This window comes from Pseudoalteromonas sp. AWH4_217, assembly GCF_056161105.1.
Genome location: NZ_JBSWYM010000008.1, coordinates 260,629 through 281,546, shown reverse-complemented (window position 1 = coordinate 281,546; position 20,918 = coordinate 260,629). Strand labels below are relative to the sequence as shown.

The window sequence follows — 20,918 nt, the reverse complement described above, 5'->3', positions numbered from 1 at the left end:
CTTCAGTAGCAGGCGTTTCTTCAGCTTGCACCTCAACCGGGGCTTCAGCAGCAGGTGCTTCTTCAGCTTGCACCTCAACCGGGGCTTCAGTAGCAGGCGTTTCTTCAGCTTGCACCTCAACCGGGGCTTCAGTAGCAGGCGTTTCTTCAGCTTGCACCTCAACCGGGGCTTCAGCAGCAGGTGCTTCTTCAGCTTGCACCTCAACCGGGGCTTCAGTCGCAGGCGCTTCTTCAGCTTGCACCTCAACTGGGGCTTCAGTCGCAGGCGCTTCTTCAGCTTGCACCTCAACAGTGGCTGCAGCGTGTACTTCAACCGGGGCTTCAGTCGCAGGTGCTTCTTCAGCGTGCACCTCAACCGCGGCTTCAGTCGCAGGTGCTTCTTCAGCGTGCACCTCAACCGCGGCTTCAGTATCTGGTGCAGCTTGAGTCTGCTCCTCTGCCGGTGCTACAGCTGTTTGTGTTTCAACAGGCTGCATTTCAACTGCTGGCGTTTCCTCAGCAGCGGCGACTTGTGCTTTTGCAGTTGCGCTCATTTCAGCTTCAAACTCAGCGGCGGCTTGATCTGCGACAGGAACAAACGCAGGTGCTGCATCTTTGCTTTCGTTGCGTTTACGCTTTTGCCCGGCAGCTCTGAGGTGGCGCGGAGAGCGACGAGAGCGAGTGCGCGGTTGTTCGCGTTGCTCTTTATCTTCTTCGCTTGATTCCTCAACTTTTTGGTTGTGTTGAGTTTGCTCAACCACTTCTTCTGCAGGTGTCTCCGGAGCTTGTTGTACCTTAGCTTCCACTTTTTGAGGTGCAGTCTCTTTAGCGACGCTGGTTGCAACAGCTTGCTCTTGCTCAGGCTTTTGTGCAGGGGTATCCGTAACCTCAGGCTGGACATCAGCACTTACCTCAGTAGTCTGCGTGTTGTTTGATTCACCTTCAACACGTACTTTCTTTTTCAGGTTACGACGTTGGCGACGTGGCTTAACTGGCTTGTCCTGGTTTGCCTGCTCTGCGTTGTCCTGTTTTTGCTCTGCACTTTGCTCAGAGCTTTGTTTCGCTTTATCAGAATCATTACGACGACGCTGGTTCTGTCGGCGACGCTTATTACGGCCTTCGCTGCGCTCCTGGTTGTCGCTCTGCTCATCTTTGCGAGCTTTAGTATCACTGCTGTCTTGCTCAGCTTTACGATTGTCGTTACGTTCGTCGTTACGGCGATCATTACGGTTGCGATTTTTACGACGCTGCTGGTTGCGACGGCGGTTATCCTGACGCTGACGAGGTTGTTGCTTAGGTTGCTCTTCCTCTTTTTGCTCTTCTTCAGAACCAAACAAGCCCTTGAGCCATTTACCGATACGACTTAATAAACCTGCTTCTTCCTCAACTTTCTTTTGTGTTTGAGGCTGCTTAGTCGCTTCTGCAGGTTGTGGAGCTGGTGCCGGTGCTGCAGGCATAGCAACGCCTTTCAGAACAGGCTCTTCTTTGACAATAGGAGCTGCAATTGGTGCGGCAGCCACTTCTACTTCAGGCGTAACGACTTGCTCATAGCTCACACTTTCCGGCACATCATCTTTACGCAGGCGTACAACGTCATAATGCGGCGTTTCCATATGCTGATTAGGAATGATCACAACGTCACAGTTGTGGCGTTTTTCGATGCGCTGAACGGCTCGACGCTTCTCGTTAAGCAAATAAGAGCCTACTTTAACAGGTACTTGCGCGTTAACCTGAGCGGTGTTCTCTTTAATCGCTTCTTCTTCAATCAGACGCAAAATAGACAGTGCAATCGATTCGTTTGAACGAATGGTACCCTGTCCATCACAACGCGGACATGTGTGCTGGCTTGCTTCACCTAATGAAGGGCGTAAGCGCTGGCGTGACATTTCGAGCAAGCCGAATCGTGAAATCTTGCCAATCTGAACACGAGCGCGGTCTGCGCGCACGGCATCTTTCAGGCGGTTCTCAACTTCACGCTGGTGACGTGGGGGCGTCATATCAATGAAGTCGATCACTATCAGGCCACCCAGGTCACGCAAACGTAATTGACGAGCAATTTCGTCAGCGGCTTCCAGGTTGGTATTTAATGCCGTTTCCTCAATATCGCCGCCTTTAGTTGCCTTTGAGGAGTTGATATCGATAGAAGTAAGTGCTTCGGTTGGATCAATGACAATTGAACCGCCAGAAGGCAAACGTACTTCACGCTGAAAAGCAGATTCAATCTGGCTTTCGATCTGGTAGTGCGTGAACAGCGGAACATCATTCTGATAGAGCTTAACACGGTTGATGAAGTCCGGACGGAAACGCTCAATATGGGCTTTCGCTTCTTCAAAAACACGTGCCTTATCAATTAGTATCTCACCGATATCGCGGCGTAAATAATCGCGGATAGCGCGGAAGATAACATTGCTTTCCTGGTGAATTAAGAATGGAGCCTTACCACTGTCTGCCGCATTCTGGATTGCTTCCCAGTGTACCAGCAGGGCTTTCAGGTCATATTCTAATTCTTCAAAAGATTTACCGACACCCGCTGTACGCACAATCAGGCCCATGCCTTTTGGCAGGTTTAGACGGCTCAACGCTTCTTTCAGTTCGATGCGTTCATCACCTTCGATACGGCGAGAAATACCGCCAGCACGAGGGTTATTGGGCATGAGTACCAGGTAGCTGCCGGCAACGCTGATAAAAGTGGTCAGTGCTGCACCTTTTTGGCCTCGTTCCTCTTTATCAACCTGAACAATGACTTCCTGGCCTTCTTTGATCACATCTTTGATGTTTGGGCGACCGTTGAATGTATAGCCTGAAGGAAAGTAAGTTTTGGCAATTTCTTTGAGAGGGAGGAAACCGTGGCGCTCAGCACCATAGTCAACAAAAGCGGCTTCTAAAGAAGGTTCTATTCGAGTGATTTTACCTTTATAAATATTGGCTTTTTTCTGTTCATGACCAGGGCTTTCGATGTCTAAATCGTACAGACGCTGGCCGTCAACCAGTGCAACGCGCATTTCTTCTTGCTGCGTCGCATTGATCAGCATACGTTTCATATTTTTACTCTACTTAATTTTTACACTTTGCCTGTGCTTGTTAGTTCGGGGGTTCAGTGTTCCTATTTTTATAATGCAGTCTCACGACTGGGAGACGGGAACAATCATTTACTTCCGCTTATAACGCTTATGCCACACTGCTTTATAAGTGGCGGGTTATTGAGTTCTTAACTCAACTTGCGGATGTCGCACGGGCCTGAACCTATCCCGACTAAACTACACAAGACATTAATAATTATTGCTTTTAATTTCGGTTATTTAGCTGTGTTTAATCAGTACCATGAACTATTACACGCTTCATTTCAGATTACACGCACGTATTTGTCACTGGGCTGGGTCGATAAAGCTGTGGAAATCTCAGCTCTAATCTGTATGATCCTCCACCCAAGATGTGCATCACAGCGGCATCAATGCGATAAAAAGCACGCTCGCAAAGATAGGCGGGCCGATTATCCCACTATTACCCGCGTGATAGCAACTAAATTATTACTCAATTCAGTGATTAGGCAATGTCAGAAAAAACCGGCTTAAAGGTAAGTTTTGTAACCATAACAGAAGACCAACTCGGTCAGCGCATAGATAACTTTTTACTTACCCATCTTAAGGGAGTGCCAAAAAGTGCAATCTACAAAATTCTTCGTAAAGGGGAGGTCAGGGTTAACAAAAAGCGGGTGAAGCCGGTTTACAAGCTACAACTGAATGATGAAGTGCGCATTCCGCCGGTAAAAGTCGCTGAGAAATCTGAGTTTGTGCCAAAAAACCTGGACAAAGTCGCAGGGCTGGAAGATGCGATTCTATATGAGGATAAGTATCTGATAGTAATGAATAAGCCATCAGGTATGGCGGTGCATGGCGGTAGTGGTTTAAGTTATGGGTTGATCGAGGCTATCCGTGCATTGCGTCCGGAAGAAAGAAACCTGGAGTTGGTACATCGATTAGATCGTGATACCTCTGGTTGTTTATTGATTTCAAAACGCCGTGCAATTCTAAAAGGGTTGCACGAACAGCTCAGAGAAAAAACCATGGAAAAGAACTACTGGGCACTGGTCTGTGGAGAGTGGTCTGCCAAACATAAAAATGTCACCGAACCGCTGCGGAAAAATACGCTGCAATCAGGCGAGCGCGTGGTACGCGTAGATCATGAAGAAGGCAAAGCCTCTCATACCCGCTTTCGTGTTTTAGAGCGTTTTGACTGCGCGACTTTGGTTCAGGCATCGCCGGTAACGGGCCGTACTCACCAAATTAGGGTGCACACGCAATGTAAAGGCCACCCAATTGCCTGTGATGATAAGTATGGCGATCAGGTGTTTGACAGTAAAATGCGCCAGTTAGGCCTGGGTCGATTATTCCTGCATGCCCGGGAGCTGAGGTTTATTCATCCAAAGCATGAAACCACTTTGCACGTCGAGGCACCATTGGACAAAGCACTGGAGCATTGTTTGGCTAAGCTAAGGAGCAGTAATGACACGTAAGCTGATTATATTCGACTGGGACGGTACTGTGATGGACACAGTACCAAAAATTGTTAATACCATACGCAAAGTGACGACTACCCACGGCCTTGACCCTGTCTCTGATGAAGCCTCTAAGTCAATCATCGGTTTGTCGTTAGAAAAGGCCATGACTACTTTGTTTCCAGAACATCAAGAAAACGCAGCTGATTTAGCACTGACTTATAAGCGTCTATATAAAGAAGACACAACCCCGGCATTGGTCTTTACCGGAGTCGAAGTGTTGCTGTCTGCACTCAAAGCTGAAGGGTACTTGTTGGCTGTCGCGACAGGAAAAAGTCGGGTTGGTTTGGATAACCTGCTGGCACAAAGTGGCTTGAGTGATTATTTTAGCATTACTAAAACGGCGGATGACGCAAAATCAAAACCAGACCCGGATATGCTGCAACAAATCTTATGCGAGCTGGATGTCAATCCTGCTGATGCCGTCATGGTTGGCGATACTGCTATTGACATGCAATTGGCCAATAATGCGAACATACCTGCTGTTGCGGTAACACTTGGGGCGGCCAGCGCCGCGCAACTTGAGAAATACGCGCCGCTGGCTGTGTGCGAAAGCTATGCTCAGCTTCAGGCGTTTTTATTGCCCGAGCACGTCAACGCCGAACTCTGCCAGTGACTTGGTCAGTTCAATCAGAGGGAGCCCGATTAATGTATTGGGATCGTCTCCCTCAAGCTTATCGAACAGGCATATCCCCAGTCCTTCACTCTTAAAGCTGCCTGCACAATTGAGCGGCTGCTCTTTTGCCACATATTGCTTAATCTGAGCGTCTGTTAACTGGCGAAAATGGACTTTAAACGGTACGACTTTAGTAACAGCCCGCTGTGTTTCAAGCTGATAGACGCATAATCCGGTGAGAAACGTGACGACCTGACCGCTGAATTGTTTTAGCTGTGCATGGGCATTTTCCACCGTATGAGGCTTGCCGAGGATCTTGCCGTCAAATAAAGCGACCTGATCTGAGCCAATCACCAATCCACTGCTATAATGTTGATGCGCAACGCGCGCTTTGCTTTCACTTAACCTGGCAACCAGCTTATCAGGCGCTTCATCAGGCAAACCTGATTCATCAATGTCGGGAGAAAAGCTATCAAATGGCAGGCACAATTTTGCTAAAATTTGCTGCCTAAATGGCGAGCTGGAGGCTAATATAAGTGGTGATTTCATAAGTACTGTCACTGCGTTGTAGAAAATTCTCCATAGGATAATCACAACGTGGTTAAAAACAATATGAAAGTTTAATTTTGCTTTGACTAAAGCACTAACTATCTATATGATGCAGCCCCTATGCAAAAGGTGAAAATTCCCATCACCATTGATCCTTGCAAAGCGGCACAGCGCCGGGCCAGTTATGACGGTGTTATTGCGCTTGAAGAACTTTCTCGTTTGCAGCAAGTTGTGCAAGATCAAGTAGGTGAAATAGCGGTAACTATTCGTTGCGAAACAGACCAGCAAGGTTTGGTTGTAGTGCGTGGAAGCGTGCAGGCCAAAGTCACCGTGTTGTGTCAGCGTTGTAACGATGAATTAGGGTTGGATTTGGAACAAGACTTTGCGTATTCGCCAGTCGGATTAGGTGCAGAGTCGGAAGAACTCCCTGAGTGCTATGATGTTGTGGAGTTGGATGAAGAAGGTGAAATTAATCTGCGGCAAATTGTCGAAGATGAGTTGATACTGGCGATCCCCATCGTTCCTAAGCATACAGAAGCATCCTGTTCATTTTCTGATAAGCCAGTTAGCTTTGGTGATATAGAAGAACAAGAGAGCAAACCAAATCCATTTGAAATTTTAAAACAACTTAAGAAAGATTCTTAGGAGATAGGCTAATGGCGGTACAAAAAAGTAAAGTGTCACGTTCACGTCGTGGCATGCGTCGTTCACACGATGCTATTAACGGTCCTACACTAACTGTAGATCAAGTTTCTGGTGAGACTCACCGTCGTCACCACGTAACTGCTGACGGTTACTACAAAGGCGAAAAAGTAATTTCTAAGTAAGAGATTACTTATGCACGCTGATCTAACCATAGCGTTAGATATGATGGGGGGCGATTACGGCCCCCGTTCATCAATTCCTGCCGCAATCGCTGCAGTCGAAAAACATCCTCGCTTAATCCTACTTTTATGTGGCAATCGTTCCGTTTTGGAAGATGCGCTCGAAAAAGCCAATGCACTGTCTCATCCACGTCTTATTGTTAAGCACTGTGATGAAGTTGTGACCAATACCTGCGATCCTGCTCAGGCGTTACGTAACAAGCGAAATTCTTCTATGCGCGTAGCATTGGATCTGGTCAAAGCCGGTCAGGCACAAGCTTGCGTGAGTTCGGGTAATACGGGCGCGTTGTTATCGATGGCGCATTATGTATTAAAAATGCTCCCAGGCATAAAACGCCCTGCATTGATCACTTCCGTACCCACTGAAAAGAAACAGCCCGTTTATCTACTGGATCTTGGCGCCAATGTGCAATGTGATCCGGAAACCCTGTTGCAGTTTGCCATTATGGGGTCGATTGTTGCAGGTGCTGCACTTAAACTCGACAAGCCCAAAGTCCACTTGCTTAACATCGGCCTGGAAGACATTAAAGGTCACGATGGTATCAAACAAGCAGCCAAGCTTATGCAAGATTGCAAAGTGATCAATTATCAGGGGTATTGTGAGGGCAGTGATATATTTTCAGGTAAATCAGACGTCATTGTATGTGAGGGGTTTGTTGGTAATGTCGCATTGAAAACTTGTGAAGGAATTGCCAAACTTATCATGTTTAAGTTCACAAAAGCGTTGAAAAAACACCTTTTTTATCGGTGTCTGGCGTTTTTACTCAGGCCCGTCATAAAAAAACTGTATAAACGTGTGAACCCCGACCAGTATAACGGCGCAAGTCTGGTAGGATTGCGCGGTATTGTAGTGAAAAGTCACGGAAATGCGTCGAAGAAGGCATTTATGGCTGCGATTGAAGAAGCGGCCAGAGAGATCGATAGACGTATTCCAGATAAAATCCGGGCGACCTTTGAAGAAATGGCGCCGGTTGAAGAGACATCTGCCAGATCCTAGTTTCATCCAAATAGTGTGGCTAAGGAAAAGGCAGAATATAGAAATCAAAAGAGCACACTATGTCACAAAAGATTGCTTTACTATTCCCAGGCCAGGGCTCTCAGAGCGTAGGCATGCTGTCGGAATTATTAGAAACTTCTCAAGTTGTTCAGGATACGTTTGCAGAAGCTTCTGCAGCGTTAGGGTATGACCTGGCCAAGTTAGTACTAGACGGTCCTGAAAGCGAATTAAATGAAACACACCGCACTCAGCCTGCATTGCTCACCGCGAGTGTGGCAATTTTCCGTCAATGGCAGAGCGAGCAGGCCGATGCTGAATTGGTGCTGGCTGGTCATAGCCTGGGCGAATACTCTGCCCTGGTATGTGCTGGCGTGTTAGATCTGTCTACAGCCGTTAAATTGGTTGAAAAACGCGGTCTGTATATGCAGCAAGCAGTACCGGCTGGTACGGGCTCAATGGCTGCAATTATCGGTCTGGATGACGATACAATTGCGAAGATCTGTGAGGAACAATCTGAGCAGCAAGTTGTGGCGCCAGTCAATTTCAACTCGCCGGGTCAGGTAGTCATTGCTGGTCATAAAGAAGCAGTAGAGCGTGCATCAGAAGCTTGTAAAGAGGCAGGTGCGAAGCGTGCGTTGCCGCTGGCTGTGAGCGTGCCTTCTCACTGTGCGTTAATGAAACCAGCTGCCGAGCAACTTGCAGCAGATCTTGCCGGGATCGAGTTTGCAACACCAAACTTTCCAGTGATCAATAATGTCGACGTTGTGGCGCAAGAAAGTGGCGAAGCGATTAAAGATGCGCTTATTCGCCAGTTATACAGCCCGGTTCGTTGGACAGAGACGGTTCAGCAATTAGCAAAAGACGGGATCACTCAGGCTTATGAGTTTGGACCGGGTAAAGTACTGACCGGCCTGGCCAAGCGAATTGATAAATCTGTTGCATGTAGCGCGGTAAACGACGTTGCTTCTCTTACATCTGCAAAGTAAATAACGGAAATTAAGATGACAAACCTATTTGATTTAACAGGTAAAGTAGTACTTGTTACAGGCGCGAGCCGTGGTATTGGTAAAGCTATTGCAAATGCTATGGTTGCACAAGGTGCAAAGGTAGCGGGTACCGCGACAAGTGAATCAGGTGCAGAAAAAATTTCTGACTATCTGGGCGAAAATGGTAAAGGGTACAAGCTTAATGTAACCGACGCTGAGTCTATCGAAGCAACCCTGCAGGCAATCAAGCAAGATCTGGGTGATGTGGATGTCTTGGTTAACAATGCCGGTATTACCCGTGATAACCTGTTGATGCGAATGAAGGATCAGGAGTGGGACGATATCCTTGATACTAATCTGAGCTCAATTTTCCGTTTGTCTAAGGCGGTTTTGCGTCCTATGATGAAGAAAAAATCAGGCCGTATCATTAATATCGGCTCAGTAGTAGGCACAATGGGTAACGCTGGCCAGGCGAACTATGCAGCCGCTAAAGCAGGTGTGATTGGTTTTTCAAAGTCTATGGCGCGCGAAGTCGCATCACGTGGTATCACTGTGAATGTTATCGCACCTGGTTTTATCCAAACAGACATGACTGATGAGCTAACTGACGAGCAAAAGGCGGCAACGCTCGCGAACGTGCCGGCTGGACGTCTTGGTAAGCCTGAAGAGATCGCAGCAGCGGCGGTTTACCTTGCATCAGATGCCGGTGCCTATGTTTCAGGCGAAACTTTGCACGTAAATGGCGCCATGTACATGGTGTAACAATTGTGCGCGAGGTTGAAGTTTTTGTGATCTTGCGGCAATCTTACTTGAAATTGCTATTAAAATAGGCGATAAAAGTACAAAACATTTAGTAACAGGTTTGACCAGAAAAAAAAGTCATGGTCAATCCTTGAATCACAGTATGATGCGCCGTAAACTACGCCGCAATCTGAAATTAACGCGATAGCGTTTAAATAAAGGAAAGAAGAATGAGCGACATCCAAGAACGCGTAAAAAAAATCATCGTTGAGCAACTAGGTGTTAAAGAAGAAGAAGTAAAATCAGAAGCGTCTTTCGTAGACGATCTGGGTGCTGATTCTCTTGACACTGTTGAGCTGGTAATGGCTCTGGAAGAAGAGTTTGACACTGAAATCCCTGACGAAGAAGCTGAGAAAATCACTACTGTTCAGGCAGCGATCGACTACGTTACTGCTCACGCTGAGTAATTAACGACTTTAAATTAGGGCAGCGTTCGCTGCCCTGATTCTTTATCCCCCCATCATTTCGAAAATCCCTTTTGGAGGAAACCGTGGCTAAACGTCGAGTCGTAGTAACTGGCTTAGGTATGTTGACGCCGCTAGGTAATGACGTAGAGTCAACCTGGCAGGGCTTGTTAGAAGGCCGAAGTGGTATTCGCAATATCACACACTTTGACACTACTCAGTTCGGTACCAAATTTGCGGGTCTGGTCAATGATTTTGACGAGACTCAATACATGTCAAAGAAAGATGCCAAGAAAATGGACTTGTTCATTCAGTACGGTATCGCGGCGGGTGTACAGGCGCTTAAAGATTCCGGGTTGGAAATCACAGAAGAAAATGCCAAACGCGTTGGTGTCGCTGTGGGTTCTGGGATCGGGGGCCTGACGCTGATTGAAGAAAACCATGTGAAGCTGCTCAACAGTGGCCCACGCAAGCTGTCTCCTTTTTATGTGCCCTCGACTATCATCAATATGATCTCGGGTCACTTGTCTATCATGCACGGTCTGCGAGGTCCGAATATCTCTATCGTTACTGCATGTACGACAGGCCTGCACAACATTGGCCATGCGGCACGTATGATTGCCTATGGCGATGCAGATGCTATGGTTGCAGGTGGTGCAGAGAAAGCGTCAACTCCAATCGGAATGGGTGGTTTTAGCGCGGCGCGTGCCTTATCTACGCGCAATGATGATCCACAAGCGGCGTCTCGCCCTTGGGATAAAGATCGTGACGGCTTCGTACTGGCAGATGGCGCAGGTGTGATCGTACTGGAAGAGTACGAACATGCAAAAGCACGTGGTGCGAAAATTTATGCTGAGCTGGTCGGTTTTGGCATGAGTGGCGATGCATACCACATGACTTCACCGCCTGAAGATGGTGCAGGTGCTGCACTGGCGATGGAAAACGCCCTACAGGACGCGGGTGTAAATGCTGAGCAGGTCGGTTACATTAATGCGCATGGTACGTCTACATCGGCGGGTGACAAAGCAGAAACTTCTGCTGTGAAATCCATTTTCGGTGATGCAGCAAAAGATGTGATGGTCAGCTCATCCAAGTCAATGATGGGTCACTTGCTCGGAGCTGCGGGTTCTGTAGAGTCGATCATTAGTATCTTGTCTCTACAACATCAAAAAGTAACGCCGACTATTAACCTGGATAACCCGGACGAAGGGTGCGATCTGGATTACGTGCCGCATACCGCACGTGATGCAAAGTTAGATTATGCGCTGTGTAACTCATTTGGGTTTGGCGGCACAAATGGCTCTTTACTGTTTAAAAAAGTCTAATCTCAGAAACATCATGAAAACCCGGCATTGCCGGGTTTTTTTATGTCCAGATGACACCGTGTGAACGGTGGATATGATACAGTTGGTGTATTCAATTTGGTGTGGTAAAGACGAATGCAGCAGGTAAGCAGCCGGGATCGGGGACTCAATTATGGCGATGGCTTTTTTACAACGGTCAAGATTTCAGCGGGTAAACTGGAGCGCTGGGAGGGCCATTTACAACGCCTGGCGCAGTGTGCAAGTGCTTTGTATTTCCCTGAGTTAGACTTCAGGGCACTGACGGAGCAATGCGAGAGCGCGTCGAGGGATGTGGATGAAGGCGTGCTCAAAGTGGTGATCACTCGAGGAGAGGGTGGCAGAGGTTATGGCTTGCCTGAGGAGCCTCAGGTTACAACGCTGGTGTCGTTATCGGCGTATCCGGCTCACTACGCGCGCTGGCGTGATGAGGGCGTGACTCTGGCCTTGTCCGATGTCCGTCTGGGTCACCAACCTATGTTGGCCGGGCTGAAAACACTAAACCGCCTTGAGCAGGTGCTCATTAAGCAAAATGCCGCCAACAAAGCTACGGATGATGTACTTGTGATGGACTTACAGGGTCTGGTCATAGAGAGTTCTGCAGCCAATATTCTGGTCTGTAAAGATAGGCACTGGTACACGCCCGACTTGTCTCAGTGTGGGATCCAGGGCGTTTACCTCTCAAGCTTACAACTGCATAATCCGATAACAGCGGTATCTTTGGATCTGGAGTCTGTGTATGCGGCTGATGCTGTGTATGTTTGTAACAGCCTGATGGGCCTCGTGCCTGTACGTCAGATTGATAATTACCATTTCAGCCTGAATAAGGCACATGCTTTGGCTGAGGAGCTTGTTGCTACATTATGATTAAAAAACTGATTTTACTTGTGCTGTCGGGATTGTTCATTGGCATACTGGCAGGCGCGCATTTCATTTCAGAGTTTAATGAGGCACCACTTCGCAGCGATACCCGCTATTTTGAAGTTAAGCGGGGTGACAGTTTTGTGGCAATCTGTCAACGCTGGCAGCACCAGGGCTGGGTTGAAAATTGTTTACCCTATCAGGTTTACGGTAAGTTATTCCCAGAGCGGGTAAAAGTTAAAGCCGGTGTCTACGAGTTGCAAGGGGTAAGTGTACTTGAGGCGTTGTCAAAGCTGAACACCGGGGTACAGGCCGACTTCATGTTTACTATAATCGAAGGGCAAACCTTTAAACAGGTGTTGGCAAACCTCAAAGAAGCGCCATTTATCCATTTTGACCTGAGCGAAAAGGATATGGCGAAGCATATTAAGATTGATGCAAGTGGCTTGTCCGAGGAGCAGGATTTTCATCCTGAAGGCTGGCTGTATCCCGAAACCTACCACTATCATGCGCACAGTCGAGCGTCATCCCTGATTAAACGTGCCAGCGAGCGTATGCATCAGCAACTGGCAGCTGCATGGCAGCAACGTGCAGCCGGCTTACCCATAAGCTCAGCCTACGAGGCATTGATCCTGGCATCCATCATCGAAAAGGAAACGGGTAAAGCACAAGAGCGCCCGGTTATCGCCTCTGTGTTTGTAAACCGCTTGAACCGCAAGATGCGATTGCAAACGGATCCGACGGTTATTTATGGTCTGGGTGAGCGTTTTGACGGGGATATCAAGCGTCGCGATTTGCGTGAACATACACCCTACAATACCTATAGAATAAAGGGGTTACCACCTACACCTATTGCTATGCCGTCATTTGATGCTATAAAGGCTGCAACTCAGCCTGCGCGAACAGACTATCTGTATTTTGTATCCAAAGGCGACGGCAGCCATTATTTCTCAAAATCCTTACGAGAGCACAACCAAGCGGTACAACGTTATATCTTGAATAAACAAAGCGGTTGAGTAAGCAAAAATAACAGCGATTCTCAAAGAGTGGTCGCAAGCGGCTGTATATTGTAGACAAATATGATATACCAGCACCATAACACTACACAGAATAAAAACTGGAGCTCTGTAATGAATAAGTTGAACGCGCTCACACTCGCAGTAGCGATCGCTCTGTCGGGTTGTGCTCAGGAAAGTCGGATCAATCATATCGACTCAGAAAAGACGACCACTGCCCCTTTGTCACGTGCTGACATAGATAGGCACGTTGATGAATACACACACACTTTCATTAATCATCAGCCAGCACTGGCAACGTCGTTAAAATTGCCCGCAGATCAATATGGCAGTTATGCCGACAGGCTACCTGATTACTCTGCGTCGGGTATGCAGGCGCTGCAAATTGATATGAATAATGCGGCAGAAAAACTAAAACGCCTGCAAGCGCAACAAATGAATGAAGATGATCGTTTACACCTGCGTGTGAACGAAGTGCTGGCGCGTTATTATGCCGGTGATGCCCAATTTAGCGGTGGCTATATTGATACCTGGGGTGGGCATTTACCTTACATTGTTAATCAGCTTTCCGGGCCTTTAGTGGATATTCCAAATCTGCTTAAAGATCAGCACAATGTTGAGAATCTGCAGGATGCGCAAAACTATCTGAGTCGGTTAGAGGCGTTTGCAACACTGACCGATCAGGTCCGCGGTAAGCTGACGGATGATGCTGAAAAAGGCATCATTCTGCCCAAGGTCCTGTTTCCGAATACCTTTGGTTATCTGAATAACTTTACCGCGCATTCGAGCGCTAAACACCCATTGGTTACCTCATTTGAAACCAAATTATCAAACGTTGTATCTATCTCTGAAGCACAGCGCACCGAGCTCGTTAATGCAGCTGCAGCATTGGTTGATCAAAAGATCTATCCCGCATATCAGCGTGTGATTGCTGATCTTAAAGTGTTACAGGTAAAAGCTCCTGAAAAAGTCGGCATCTGGGCTCAGCCAGGTGGTGAAGCCTTTTACCAGCATGAAATTACCTATCTGGCCGATTCGGATCTCAGTGCACAGCAGATCCACGATATCGGGCTTGCTGAAGTCAAACGGATCACTGCACGAATGGACGAGATACTGCGCGAAAATGGTTACACCACGGGCTCAGTGGGCGATCGCATGAAGCAGCTAAACGATGAATCACGCTTTTTATACGAAGACAGTGACGCGGGCCGCGAAGCATTGCTGACCTTTTTGCGCGGAGAAATTGAGACCATCAATAAAAAAGCACCAGAGTACTTTTCAACTCTACCACCCCAAAAAGTAGAAGTGCGCCGCATTCCCAAGGAGGTAGAAGCGGGTGCACCGGGAGGCTATTACAGCGGACCTTCTTTGGATGGCAGTCGTCCCGGGGTATTTGCCATCAATCTCAAAGACATGAAGGCCGTACCAAGCTTTGGTATGAAAACACTGACTTATCACGAAGCAGTACCTGGGCATCACTTCCAGATTGCGCTGAACATGCTGCAGACAGACATAGGCCTGATGCGTCAGAATGCCTCGTTCAACGGTTATATTGAAGGCTGGGCGCTATACTCTGAGCTGGTTGCATACGAAATGGGCATGTACGAGAACGACCCGTTTGGTGATTTAGGCCGCTTACAGGCGGAAGCCTATCGTGCTGCTCGCCTGGTGGTCGACACCGGGCTTCACTATAAACAGTGGACGCGTCAGCAGGCGATTGAATACTTTGCTGAAGCGACGGGATCTGCTATGAGCGATGTGACTGCAGCTATTGACCGTTATATCGCCTGGCCAGGACAAGCGCTGGGCTATAAGCTAGGTATGATTAAACTCGTTGAGTTGCGTGATAAAGCGCGTAAGGCTTTAGGTGAGAAGTTTGATATCAAAGCGTTCCATGATGTGATCTTACTTAAAGGCGCAAGACCTTTGGCCATTGTAGAAGATGATGTCGATCGCTGGGTTGCCTCACAAGGTTAGGCCATAATCGTCTTTTTATCAGACCACAACCCCACTGTTGGGGTTGTGGTATCAGCTTATTAATATTTTAATAACTTTACTGCGGTGTGGTGTTTCTTATTGCTCTCTATTTAGTCTTCATATACTTTGAATTTGAGTTAAATAAAAGGAGACTTAAGATGAAACTTAACTTAAAGAAAAAGCCAGTTAAAAATTTAATTAGCAACAATAAAGATCTGGCAAAGGGCTTAACACCAGAGGTCGCAGGTGGATGTCTTACTGGCTGTATTATCGGCTGTCAGACTGTAGATAAGTACCGCCAATAAGGTAACTGCAGGGCTCAAGTGCGTACTCGCACTTTGAGCCTTTCATCATTTTCGACTAAATTCACCTCTTTTTTAACTATCTTGTTCGCTTTTGCAAAAAAACTTCCTTCTGTTTAGATGTTGATATCTTTGTCTGAGGCATTCCATCACGCATCTTTTCTATTCCTCTGTCCACACTGACTCTGGAAGCGTCTTCCTTATCAGCCAATTCATATTGAATGATATCAATATCAGCGAACAGGGTTCGCTACTTATTTAAACTACGACTCAAAGACTTACCTAAGGAGATGAGACGTCAAGTTGCATGCGGGAATTTGCCCCTTATAGCCTCATTTTGATTTGCGAGTTGCACCTGTTTTCATTGTTGGTCCATGATGCATACCAACTTGAATAAAAAATATTGTATACAATATAAATTCATTGTAAGGTGATTAGGTCTTCGACAGACACTTTATCAATGGGAACTCAACAGGAATTAGAAATGCGTAACAATAAAAATAATACGCAGGTGATCCGCCAGACGCTGGCTGCGAGCGCAATCGCACTGGCATTAGGTGGCGCGGCGCCTGCATTTGCTGCAGATGGCAACAGTTTGATCAGAGGTAATATCGTCAGTGGCCAGGGCAATGACCTGAGCGGTGTGGAACTCATCTTCACACACAAAGCAAAAGGACTGACATTTAGCGTCAGAACCAATGCACAGGGTGAATACATTCTGCGTAATTTACCGGTCGGTCAATATCGGGTATCGATTAGCAAGGACGGGTTTGAAACTGTGCTCGAAGAGCAGGTTCAGGTGAGTATAGGTCAGTCAGTGTTACTGGATGCCCAACTTAATAGGATAGGTACATCAGATATCGAGCGCATTGCGGTATCGGGTACGGCCATTCGCCGTGTTGACATGGCATCTTCCACAGCGGGCGTAACATACACAGACGAAGAAATCAAAGCTATGCCTGTAAATACCGGCTTTGAAAGTATTGCGCTATTGGCGCCCGGAACTGCTGAACCCGGTGGCTCAGAGTTCAAAGGGGCATCCAGCTTCGGAGGTTCATCGTCGGCAGAGAATGGTTACTATTTCAACGGGTTGAATGTCACCAGTATTCGTACCGGCCTGGGTTCTATTCGCCTTCCCTGGGAAGCGATTTCGCAAACTCAAATTAAAACCGGCGGGGTCAGTCCGGAATTTGGTGGTGCACTTGGCGGTATTGTTAATGCCGTTTCTAAGTCCGGCGACAATGATTTTAAATTGGGGGTTGAAATGCGTTATGACCCCAATAGCTTAAGAGACCAACACGACTCCATATATCAGAGTAATGGAATTGTGGGATATGACACCAACACAAAACAATCAGGTGAAACGTTTAAAGAGCTTCAGGTGTGGGCAAGTGGTGCACTGATTGAAGATTCCTTATTCTTTTATGGGTTGCTCGCACCGCGCAGGGAAAATCATACCTGGGCAAAGCAAACCGTCTATAACGATCGAGATCGTGAAGAAGATCGATGGTTTGCCAAACTGGACTGGTTCATCAATGAAAACCATTCCGTAGGTTTTTCTGCCATGAATAACAAGCGCACCTGGGAAAGACAATCCTATACCTATGACGGGGAAAGTAATGTGATTGGTGATCCTCGAGGCGTAGCCGCCCCGGGTGAGGACGGTGGTAAAGTCTACAGCCTGAATTACAATGGCTACCTCAGCGACTTCTTTTCTGTATCCGCTGTGCTAGGTCGGGTGTCGGAAAATGTCGAAAACGTTGTGGCTTCAACAGATCCGGGTGTTTGGGATGAGCGTGATGGTTTTGTGACTGTTTCATCACACACCGCCAGCGGTATCACAGAAGAAGAGTTTATCCGTGACCAGTTTAAGCTGGACTTTACCTGGGACCTGGAGATGCACTCGATATCTTTTGGCCTGGACTATGCCAAGATCACGGTCGATTACTACGAAGGCCAGAATGGCATTGGCGAAGCACAAGGCTGGTGGACGGTTATGACAGCGTCTGAGGGCGATCTATCTGGTGCACCTCAGGGCAGCGATTATATCGAGCATCGGGTACGTACCCGAGAAGTTGACTCAGATTCAACAGCTTTAGCGTTTTATATCAATGACAGCTGGCAGGCCACGGATAACTTAGTGCTGAATTTAGGGCTTAGATACAGTGAATTTGAAAACACCGTAACGGATGGTCGCCCCTATGTGGACATGAAAAATCAAATCGCGCCAAGATTACAGGCTATTTATGATCTGCACGGTGACGGCAGCGCTAAAATTTTTGCCACCTATGGCCGTTACTTTCAACCGGTATCGGCAAATATGAACGTGACGCTCGGTTCTGCTTCAGTTGAGTGGTATGACTATTATGCGCTGGATCAGGTAGATGCCAATGGGTTACCTGTTCTCGAAGCTGATGGTTCGCCTAGTCGGGGGGCTAAGTTTCGTGACCGCTACTGGACTCAACGGGGGATCACAGAGCCGGGTCTTATCGCATCTTCCGATCTGAAGCCAATGTATTCTGATGAGTTTACGTTAGGCTATCAGCAGGAGGTATTCGACGATATGGCGCTGGGGATCCGCGCAATCTACCGGGATTTAGGGCGCAGCGTTGAAGATACCAATGTTGCACCGGTACTGGCGAAAAAACTGGCTGAGCTGGGGATCACGGATAACGTCGGACAAAGCTCCTACTATGTGCTGAACAATCCTGGCGAAGCCATTGCCCTGAGCTATGACTTTGACGGTGACGGGCAGGTCGATGACATCACGCTCAGCGCCGAGGAACTTGCATTGCAGCAGGCTAAACGCAGATATCTGGCACTGGAGTTTACCTTGGAAGGTAACCTGACTGATCGCTTTAGGATCAATTCCTCTTACACTTGGTCACACAGCTATGGCAACACTGAAGGATTGGTAAAAACCGACAACAATCAGGCCGATCCAGGCTGGACGACGTCCTACGACTATGCCGATCTGATGGATCACGGTTACGGTGACTTACCCAATGATCACCGTCATGCCTTCAAGTTCTCAGGTGCTTACGAACTGACCGATGAGTTAACCTTAGGGTTGGTTGCCCGTGCTATTTCGGGTCGCCCGACAAACTATTTGTCATTACACCCGAGTGATGTTGATAGCTGTAAAAAGGGCAGTCCCTGGGATAAATGCGTGAGTCGCGGTTATGGTCATGTCAGTCACTACGATGAAAACGGCAATCCGGCACCGCGAGGCAGTATCGATAACCTCCCATGGTTGACAAATCTGGATATGTCATTGACCTACAACACGGAGATCTCAGGTCATGATCTGATGCTTAAAGCCACTGTCTACAACCTGCTTAATAATGATGCCGCTTTAGATATCACCGAAACCAGAACTCGCAGCAGCTCTGTAGAAGGGCAGGAACTCGAGCTTAACCCAGATTATGGGTTGGTGACACGCCGACAGGAGGAACGTTACGTTTCCTTGGTTGCGCGCTTTACTTTTTAATCGAACATTTTCCCTGGTCAGTCGGGCTTTATGCCCGGCTTTTCGTTATGGAGGTAAGATGAAATCTGACCTGACTCAGTGGCATATACCGCCACATTGGCAACAAGTTCAGGCATTGGATATGCACACGGCAGGTGAGCCACTTCGTATCATACTGACTGGCTGGCCTGAGCCACAAGGCAAAAGCATGGTTGAGAAACGCTTATACTGCCAGGCTCACTTTGAAGAATTGCGCAGAGCATTGATGTTTGAGCCGCGCGGACATGCGGATATGTATGGCGCGTTACTAACTGAGCCCGAAAGGGATGATAGCGCATTTGGTGTGTTATTTATGCATAACGAGGGTTACTCGACAATGTGTGGTCATGCGGTGATCGCGCTAACTGAGTTGGCCAGATCGTTAGGGCCAGGAGTCGTTGAAGAGCAGTCCCTCAACATGGATACCCCAGCAGGGCAAATCAGTGCATTTTATTCCTCTGAGAGTCAGCGAGTGGGCTTTTATAACGTGCCATCATTTGTATGTCAGCTTAATGTGCCTGTGACGTTGTCACCACAACGCACCGTTCATTGTGATATTGCATTTGGTGGTGCCTATTACGCCTATGTAAATGCTGACCAACTAGATTTAGCACTCATTGAGCAAAACTATGAAGAAATCATAACTCTGGGTAGAAAAATAAAACGAACTCTGAGCGTAATCGTTGAGCTTACACATCCAGAAGACCCTTCTCTGGGTTTTCTATATGGTGTGGTGTTCTACTCCAATTCACAAGTCTGTGGTGTAGACAGTCATAGCCGCCATGTTTGTATATTTGCCGATGGCTCGCTGGATCGCAGCCCCACAGGTACTGGTGTGAGTGGCAGAGCGGCGTTGCTGGCGGTAGAGGGCAAACTGGACCCGGGCGAAGTTATTCATATTGAGGGGCTTCTGGGTTGTGGTTTTGACACCAGTATTGGTGAAACTTTTCAGTACTACGGACATCAGGCGGTTCGTCCAAAAGTGATGGGTGAGGCGCATGTGACCGGAAAACATATATTTTGTCTGGATCCCAGTGATCCGCTAAAACATGGATTTATTCTAAGATGAGTCAGTATTTGCAACGACAAACCAGGTTGCGTAGTCAGCTTGTGACATCTGACTACGAAGGCATGCTGGTCTTTGGTTATGAGAACATTCGTTATTTGTGTGGATTCAGCGGTCATGCCGCCACATTATTAATCAGTCACGAACAGTGTTTACTGATCACTGATTATCGTTACTTTGAGCGCGCCAGCAAAGAAACTGAGCAGACCGAAGTCGTGCTCAGGCACCGAGATACTGAGAGCCTGGGTCAGTGTCTGAGTCGTTTATCCGGTCAGTTAAAAGTAATCGCGTTTGACGCTGCCCATATTGATGTCGGTCAGTGGCAGCAGATCAGTGGCGAGCTTTCAGGCCGAGTTTTAATGCCAACGCTTGGACTGGTTGAGCAACTACGACAGGTTAAAACAACACATGAGATTAGCCGTATCCGTCAGGCTGCTCAGATAGCTGATCAGGCACTGGCAGATACGTTGCCTTTAATAAAAGAGGGGGTCAGTGAGCGTGATTTAGCATTGGAGTTAGATTATCGGATGCAAAAGTTAGGGTCTGAAGGGGTTTCGTTCGACACCATACTCTTGTTTGGGGCACGTAGTGCTTTACCACACGGCAGTCCTTCAACGCAGAAACTTCGCCTTGGAGACTTTATCCTGGTTGATTTTGGGGCGGTTGTCGACGGTTATCGCTCGGATATGACGCGCACCTATGTCTATGGCACCCCAAGCACCAAACAAAGGGCAATGTTTGATACGGTACAATCAGCCCAGCGAGCAGCACTGGTACGTGCGTGCTCTGGAGCAGATTGCCGGGAGTTGAATGAGGCTGCCCACTCGGTGCTGCTCAACAGTGAGTTTGCCCAGTATGCCGGTGAAGGGCTGGGCCATGGCCTGGGGCTTTTTTTACATGAGCAGCCTTTCATCAAACCGGGTGTCAATTATCAACTGGAACCGGGCAATGTGATCACCATTGAACCGGGCATTTACATTCCGGGCTATGGCGGGGTCAGGCTGGAAGAAGACATTGCTATCATCGAATCTGGCTATGAGCTGCTTACTCATTCTCCGCAACACTTCGAACTATAAAG

At 47.7% G+C, this 20,918-nt stretch carries 18 protein-coding genes; 16 read left to right on the top strand and 2 right to left on the bottom strand.

From position 1 onward, the window contains the following. On the bottom strand, positions 1-3,019 hold a 3,019-nt coding region (gene rne, locus ACXAH1_RS12460; RefSeq protein ID WP_475197084.1), incomplete at its 3' end, for a ribonuclease E. A gap of 509 nt (positions 3,020-3,528) precedes the next feature. On the opposite strand from rne, the gene rluC reads away from it, so the two are divergent. Together rluC and ACXAH1_RS12450 are read left to right on the top strand one after the other, a co-directional pair. Then, positions 3,529-4,491 (top strand): 23S rRNA pseudouridine(955/2504/2580) synthase RluC, encoded by a 963-nt coding sequence (rluC, locus tag ACXAH1_RS12455; RefSeq protein ID WP_475197083.1) that lies wholly within the window; start codon positions 3,529-3,531, stop codon positions 4,489-4,491. Next, entirely contained in the window at positions 4,481-5,149 is a 669-nt protein-coding gene (locus ACXAH1_RS12450; protein WP_475197081.1) for an HAD-IA family hydrolase, read from the top strand. Before rluC ends, ACXAH1_RS12450 begins: the two co-directional genes overlap by 11 nt. Here ACXAH1_RS12450 and ACXAH1_RS12445 read toward each other — a convergent pair. Next, entirely contained in the window at positions 5,111-5,698 is a 588-nt protein-coding gene (locus tag ACXAH1_RS12445) for a Maf family protein (protein ID WP_475197079.1), read from the bottom strand. The genes ACXAH1_RS12450 and ACXAH1_RS12445 overlap by 39 nt on opposite strands. A gap of 120 nt (positions 5,699-5,818) precedes the next feature. Here ACXAH1_RS12445 and yceD point away from each other — a divergent pair, with 120 nt between their 5' ends. The 14 genes from yceD to ACXAH1_RS12375 all read left to right on the top strand — a co-directional run bounded on the left by yceD (position 5,819) and on the right by ACXAH1_RS12375 (position 20,916). Further along, a complete protein-coding gene (gene yceD / locus ACXAH1_RS12440) occupies positions 5,819-6,343 on the top strand; it encodes a 23S rRNA accumulation protein YceD (RefSeq protein WP_138543851.1) in 525 nt (174 codons plus the stop codon). Between the two features lie 11 nt (positions 6,344-6,354). Further along, positions 6,355-6,525: a 50S ribosomal protein L32 gene (gene rpmF, locus ACXAH1_RS12435; RefSeq protein ID WP_010382129.1), complete on the top strand. Its 171-nt coding sequence runs from the start codon at positions 6,355-6,357 to the stop codon at positions 6,523-6,525. A 10-nt stretch (positions 6,526-6,535) separates the two neighbouring features. Next, positions 6,536-7,579, top strand: a complete 1,044-nt coding sequence (gene plsX / locus ACXAH1_RS12430) for a phosphate acyltransferase PlsX (RefSeq protein WP_253044253.1) — start codon at positions 6,536-6,538, stop codon at positions 7,577-7,579. A 59-nt stretch (positions 7,580-7,638) separates the two neighbouring features. Further along, positions 7,639-8,565: an ACP S-malonyltransferase gene (fabD, locus tag ACXAH1_RS12425; RefSeq protein WP_475197072.1), complete on the top strand. Its 927-nt coding sequence runs from the start codon at positions 7,639-7,641 to the stop codon at positions 8,563-8,565. Positions 8,566-8,580: 15 nt separating this feature from the next. Continuing rightward, positions 8,581-9,327 (top strand): 3-oxoacyl-ACP reductase FabG, encoded by a 747-nt coding sequence (fabG, locus tag ACXAH1_RS12420; protein ID WP_138543848.1) that lies wholly within the window; start codon positions 8,581-8,583, stop codon positions 9,325-9,327. A 209-nt stretch (positions 9,328-9,536) separates the two neighbouring features. Beyond that, positions 9,537-9,773 (top strand): acyl carrier protein, encoded by a 237-nt coding sequence (acpP, locus tag ACXAH1_RS12415; protein ID WP_010374019.1) that lies wholly within the window; start codon positions 9,537-9,539, stop codon positions 9,771-9,773. 83 nt (positions 9,774-9,856) lie between these two features. Then, positions 9,857-11,095, top strand: a complete 1,239-nt coding sequence (gene fabF / locus ACXAH1_RS12410) for a beta-ketoacyl-ACP synthase II (protein ID WP_138553504.1) — start codon at positions 9,857-9,859, stop codon at positions 11,093-11,095. Between the two features lie 114 nt (positions 11,096-11,209). After that, positions 11,210-11,977: an aminodeoxychorismate lyase gene (pabC, locus tag ACXAH1_RS12405; protein WP_475197063.1), complete on the top strand. Its 768-nt coding sequence runs from the start codon at positions 11,210-11,212 to the stop codon at positions 11,975-11,977. Beyond that, on the top strand, positions 11,974-12,987 hold the full coding sequence (gene mltG, locus ACXAH1_RS12400; RefSeq protein WP_475197061.1) for an endolytic transglycosylase MltG: 1,014 nt from the start codon (positions 11,974-11,976) through the stop codon (positions 12,985-12,987). The genes pabC and mltG overlap by 4 nt, the downstream gene beginning before the upstream one ends. Before the next feature lie 114 nt (positions 12,988-13,101). Beyond that, positions 13,102-14,964, top strand: coding sequence for a DUF885 domain-containing protein (locus ACXAH1_RS12395; RefSeq protein ID WP_475197059.1), 1,863 nt, complete (start codon positions 13,102-13,104; stop codon positions 14,962-14,964). 158 nt (positions 14,965-15,122) lie between these two features. Next, positions 15,123-15,269, top strand: a complete 147-nt coding sequence (locus tag ACXAH1_RS12390; protein ID WP_475197055.1) for a hypothetical protein — start codon at positions 15,123-15,125, stop codon at positions 15,267-15,269. Between the two features lie 481 nt (positions 15,270-15,750). Further along, positions 15,751-18,756, top strand: coding sequence for a TonB-dependent receptor (locus ACXAH1_RS12385; RefSeq protein WP_475197053.1), 3,006 nt, complete (start codon positions 15,751-15,753; stop codon positions 18,754-18,756). Between the two features lie 58 nt (positions 18,757-18,814). Continuing rightward, positions 18,815-19,843, top strand: coding sequence for a proline racemase family protein (locus ACXAH1_RS12380; protein WP_475197050.1), 1,029 nt, complete (start codon positions 18,815-18,817; stop codon positions 19,841-19,843). Then, positions 19,840-20,916 (top strand): M24 family metallopeptidase, encoded by a 1,077-nt coding sequence (locus tag ACXAH1_RS12375; protein WP_475197047.1) that lies wholly within the window; start codon positions 19,840-19,842, stop codon positions 20,914-20,916. The genes ACXAH1_RS12380 and ACXAH1_RS12375 overlap by 4 nt, the downstream gene beginning before the upstream one ends. Positions 20,917-20,918 lie beyond the last annotated feature (2 nt).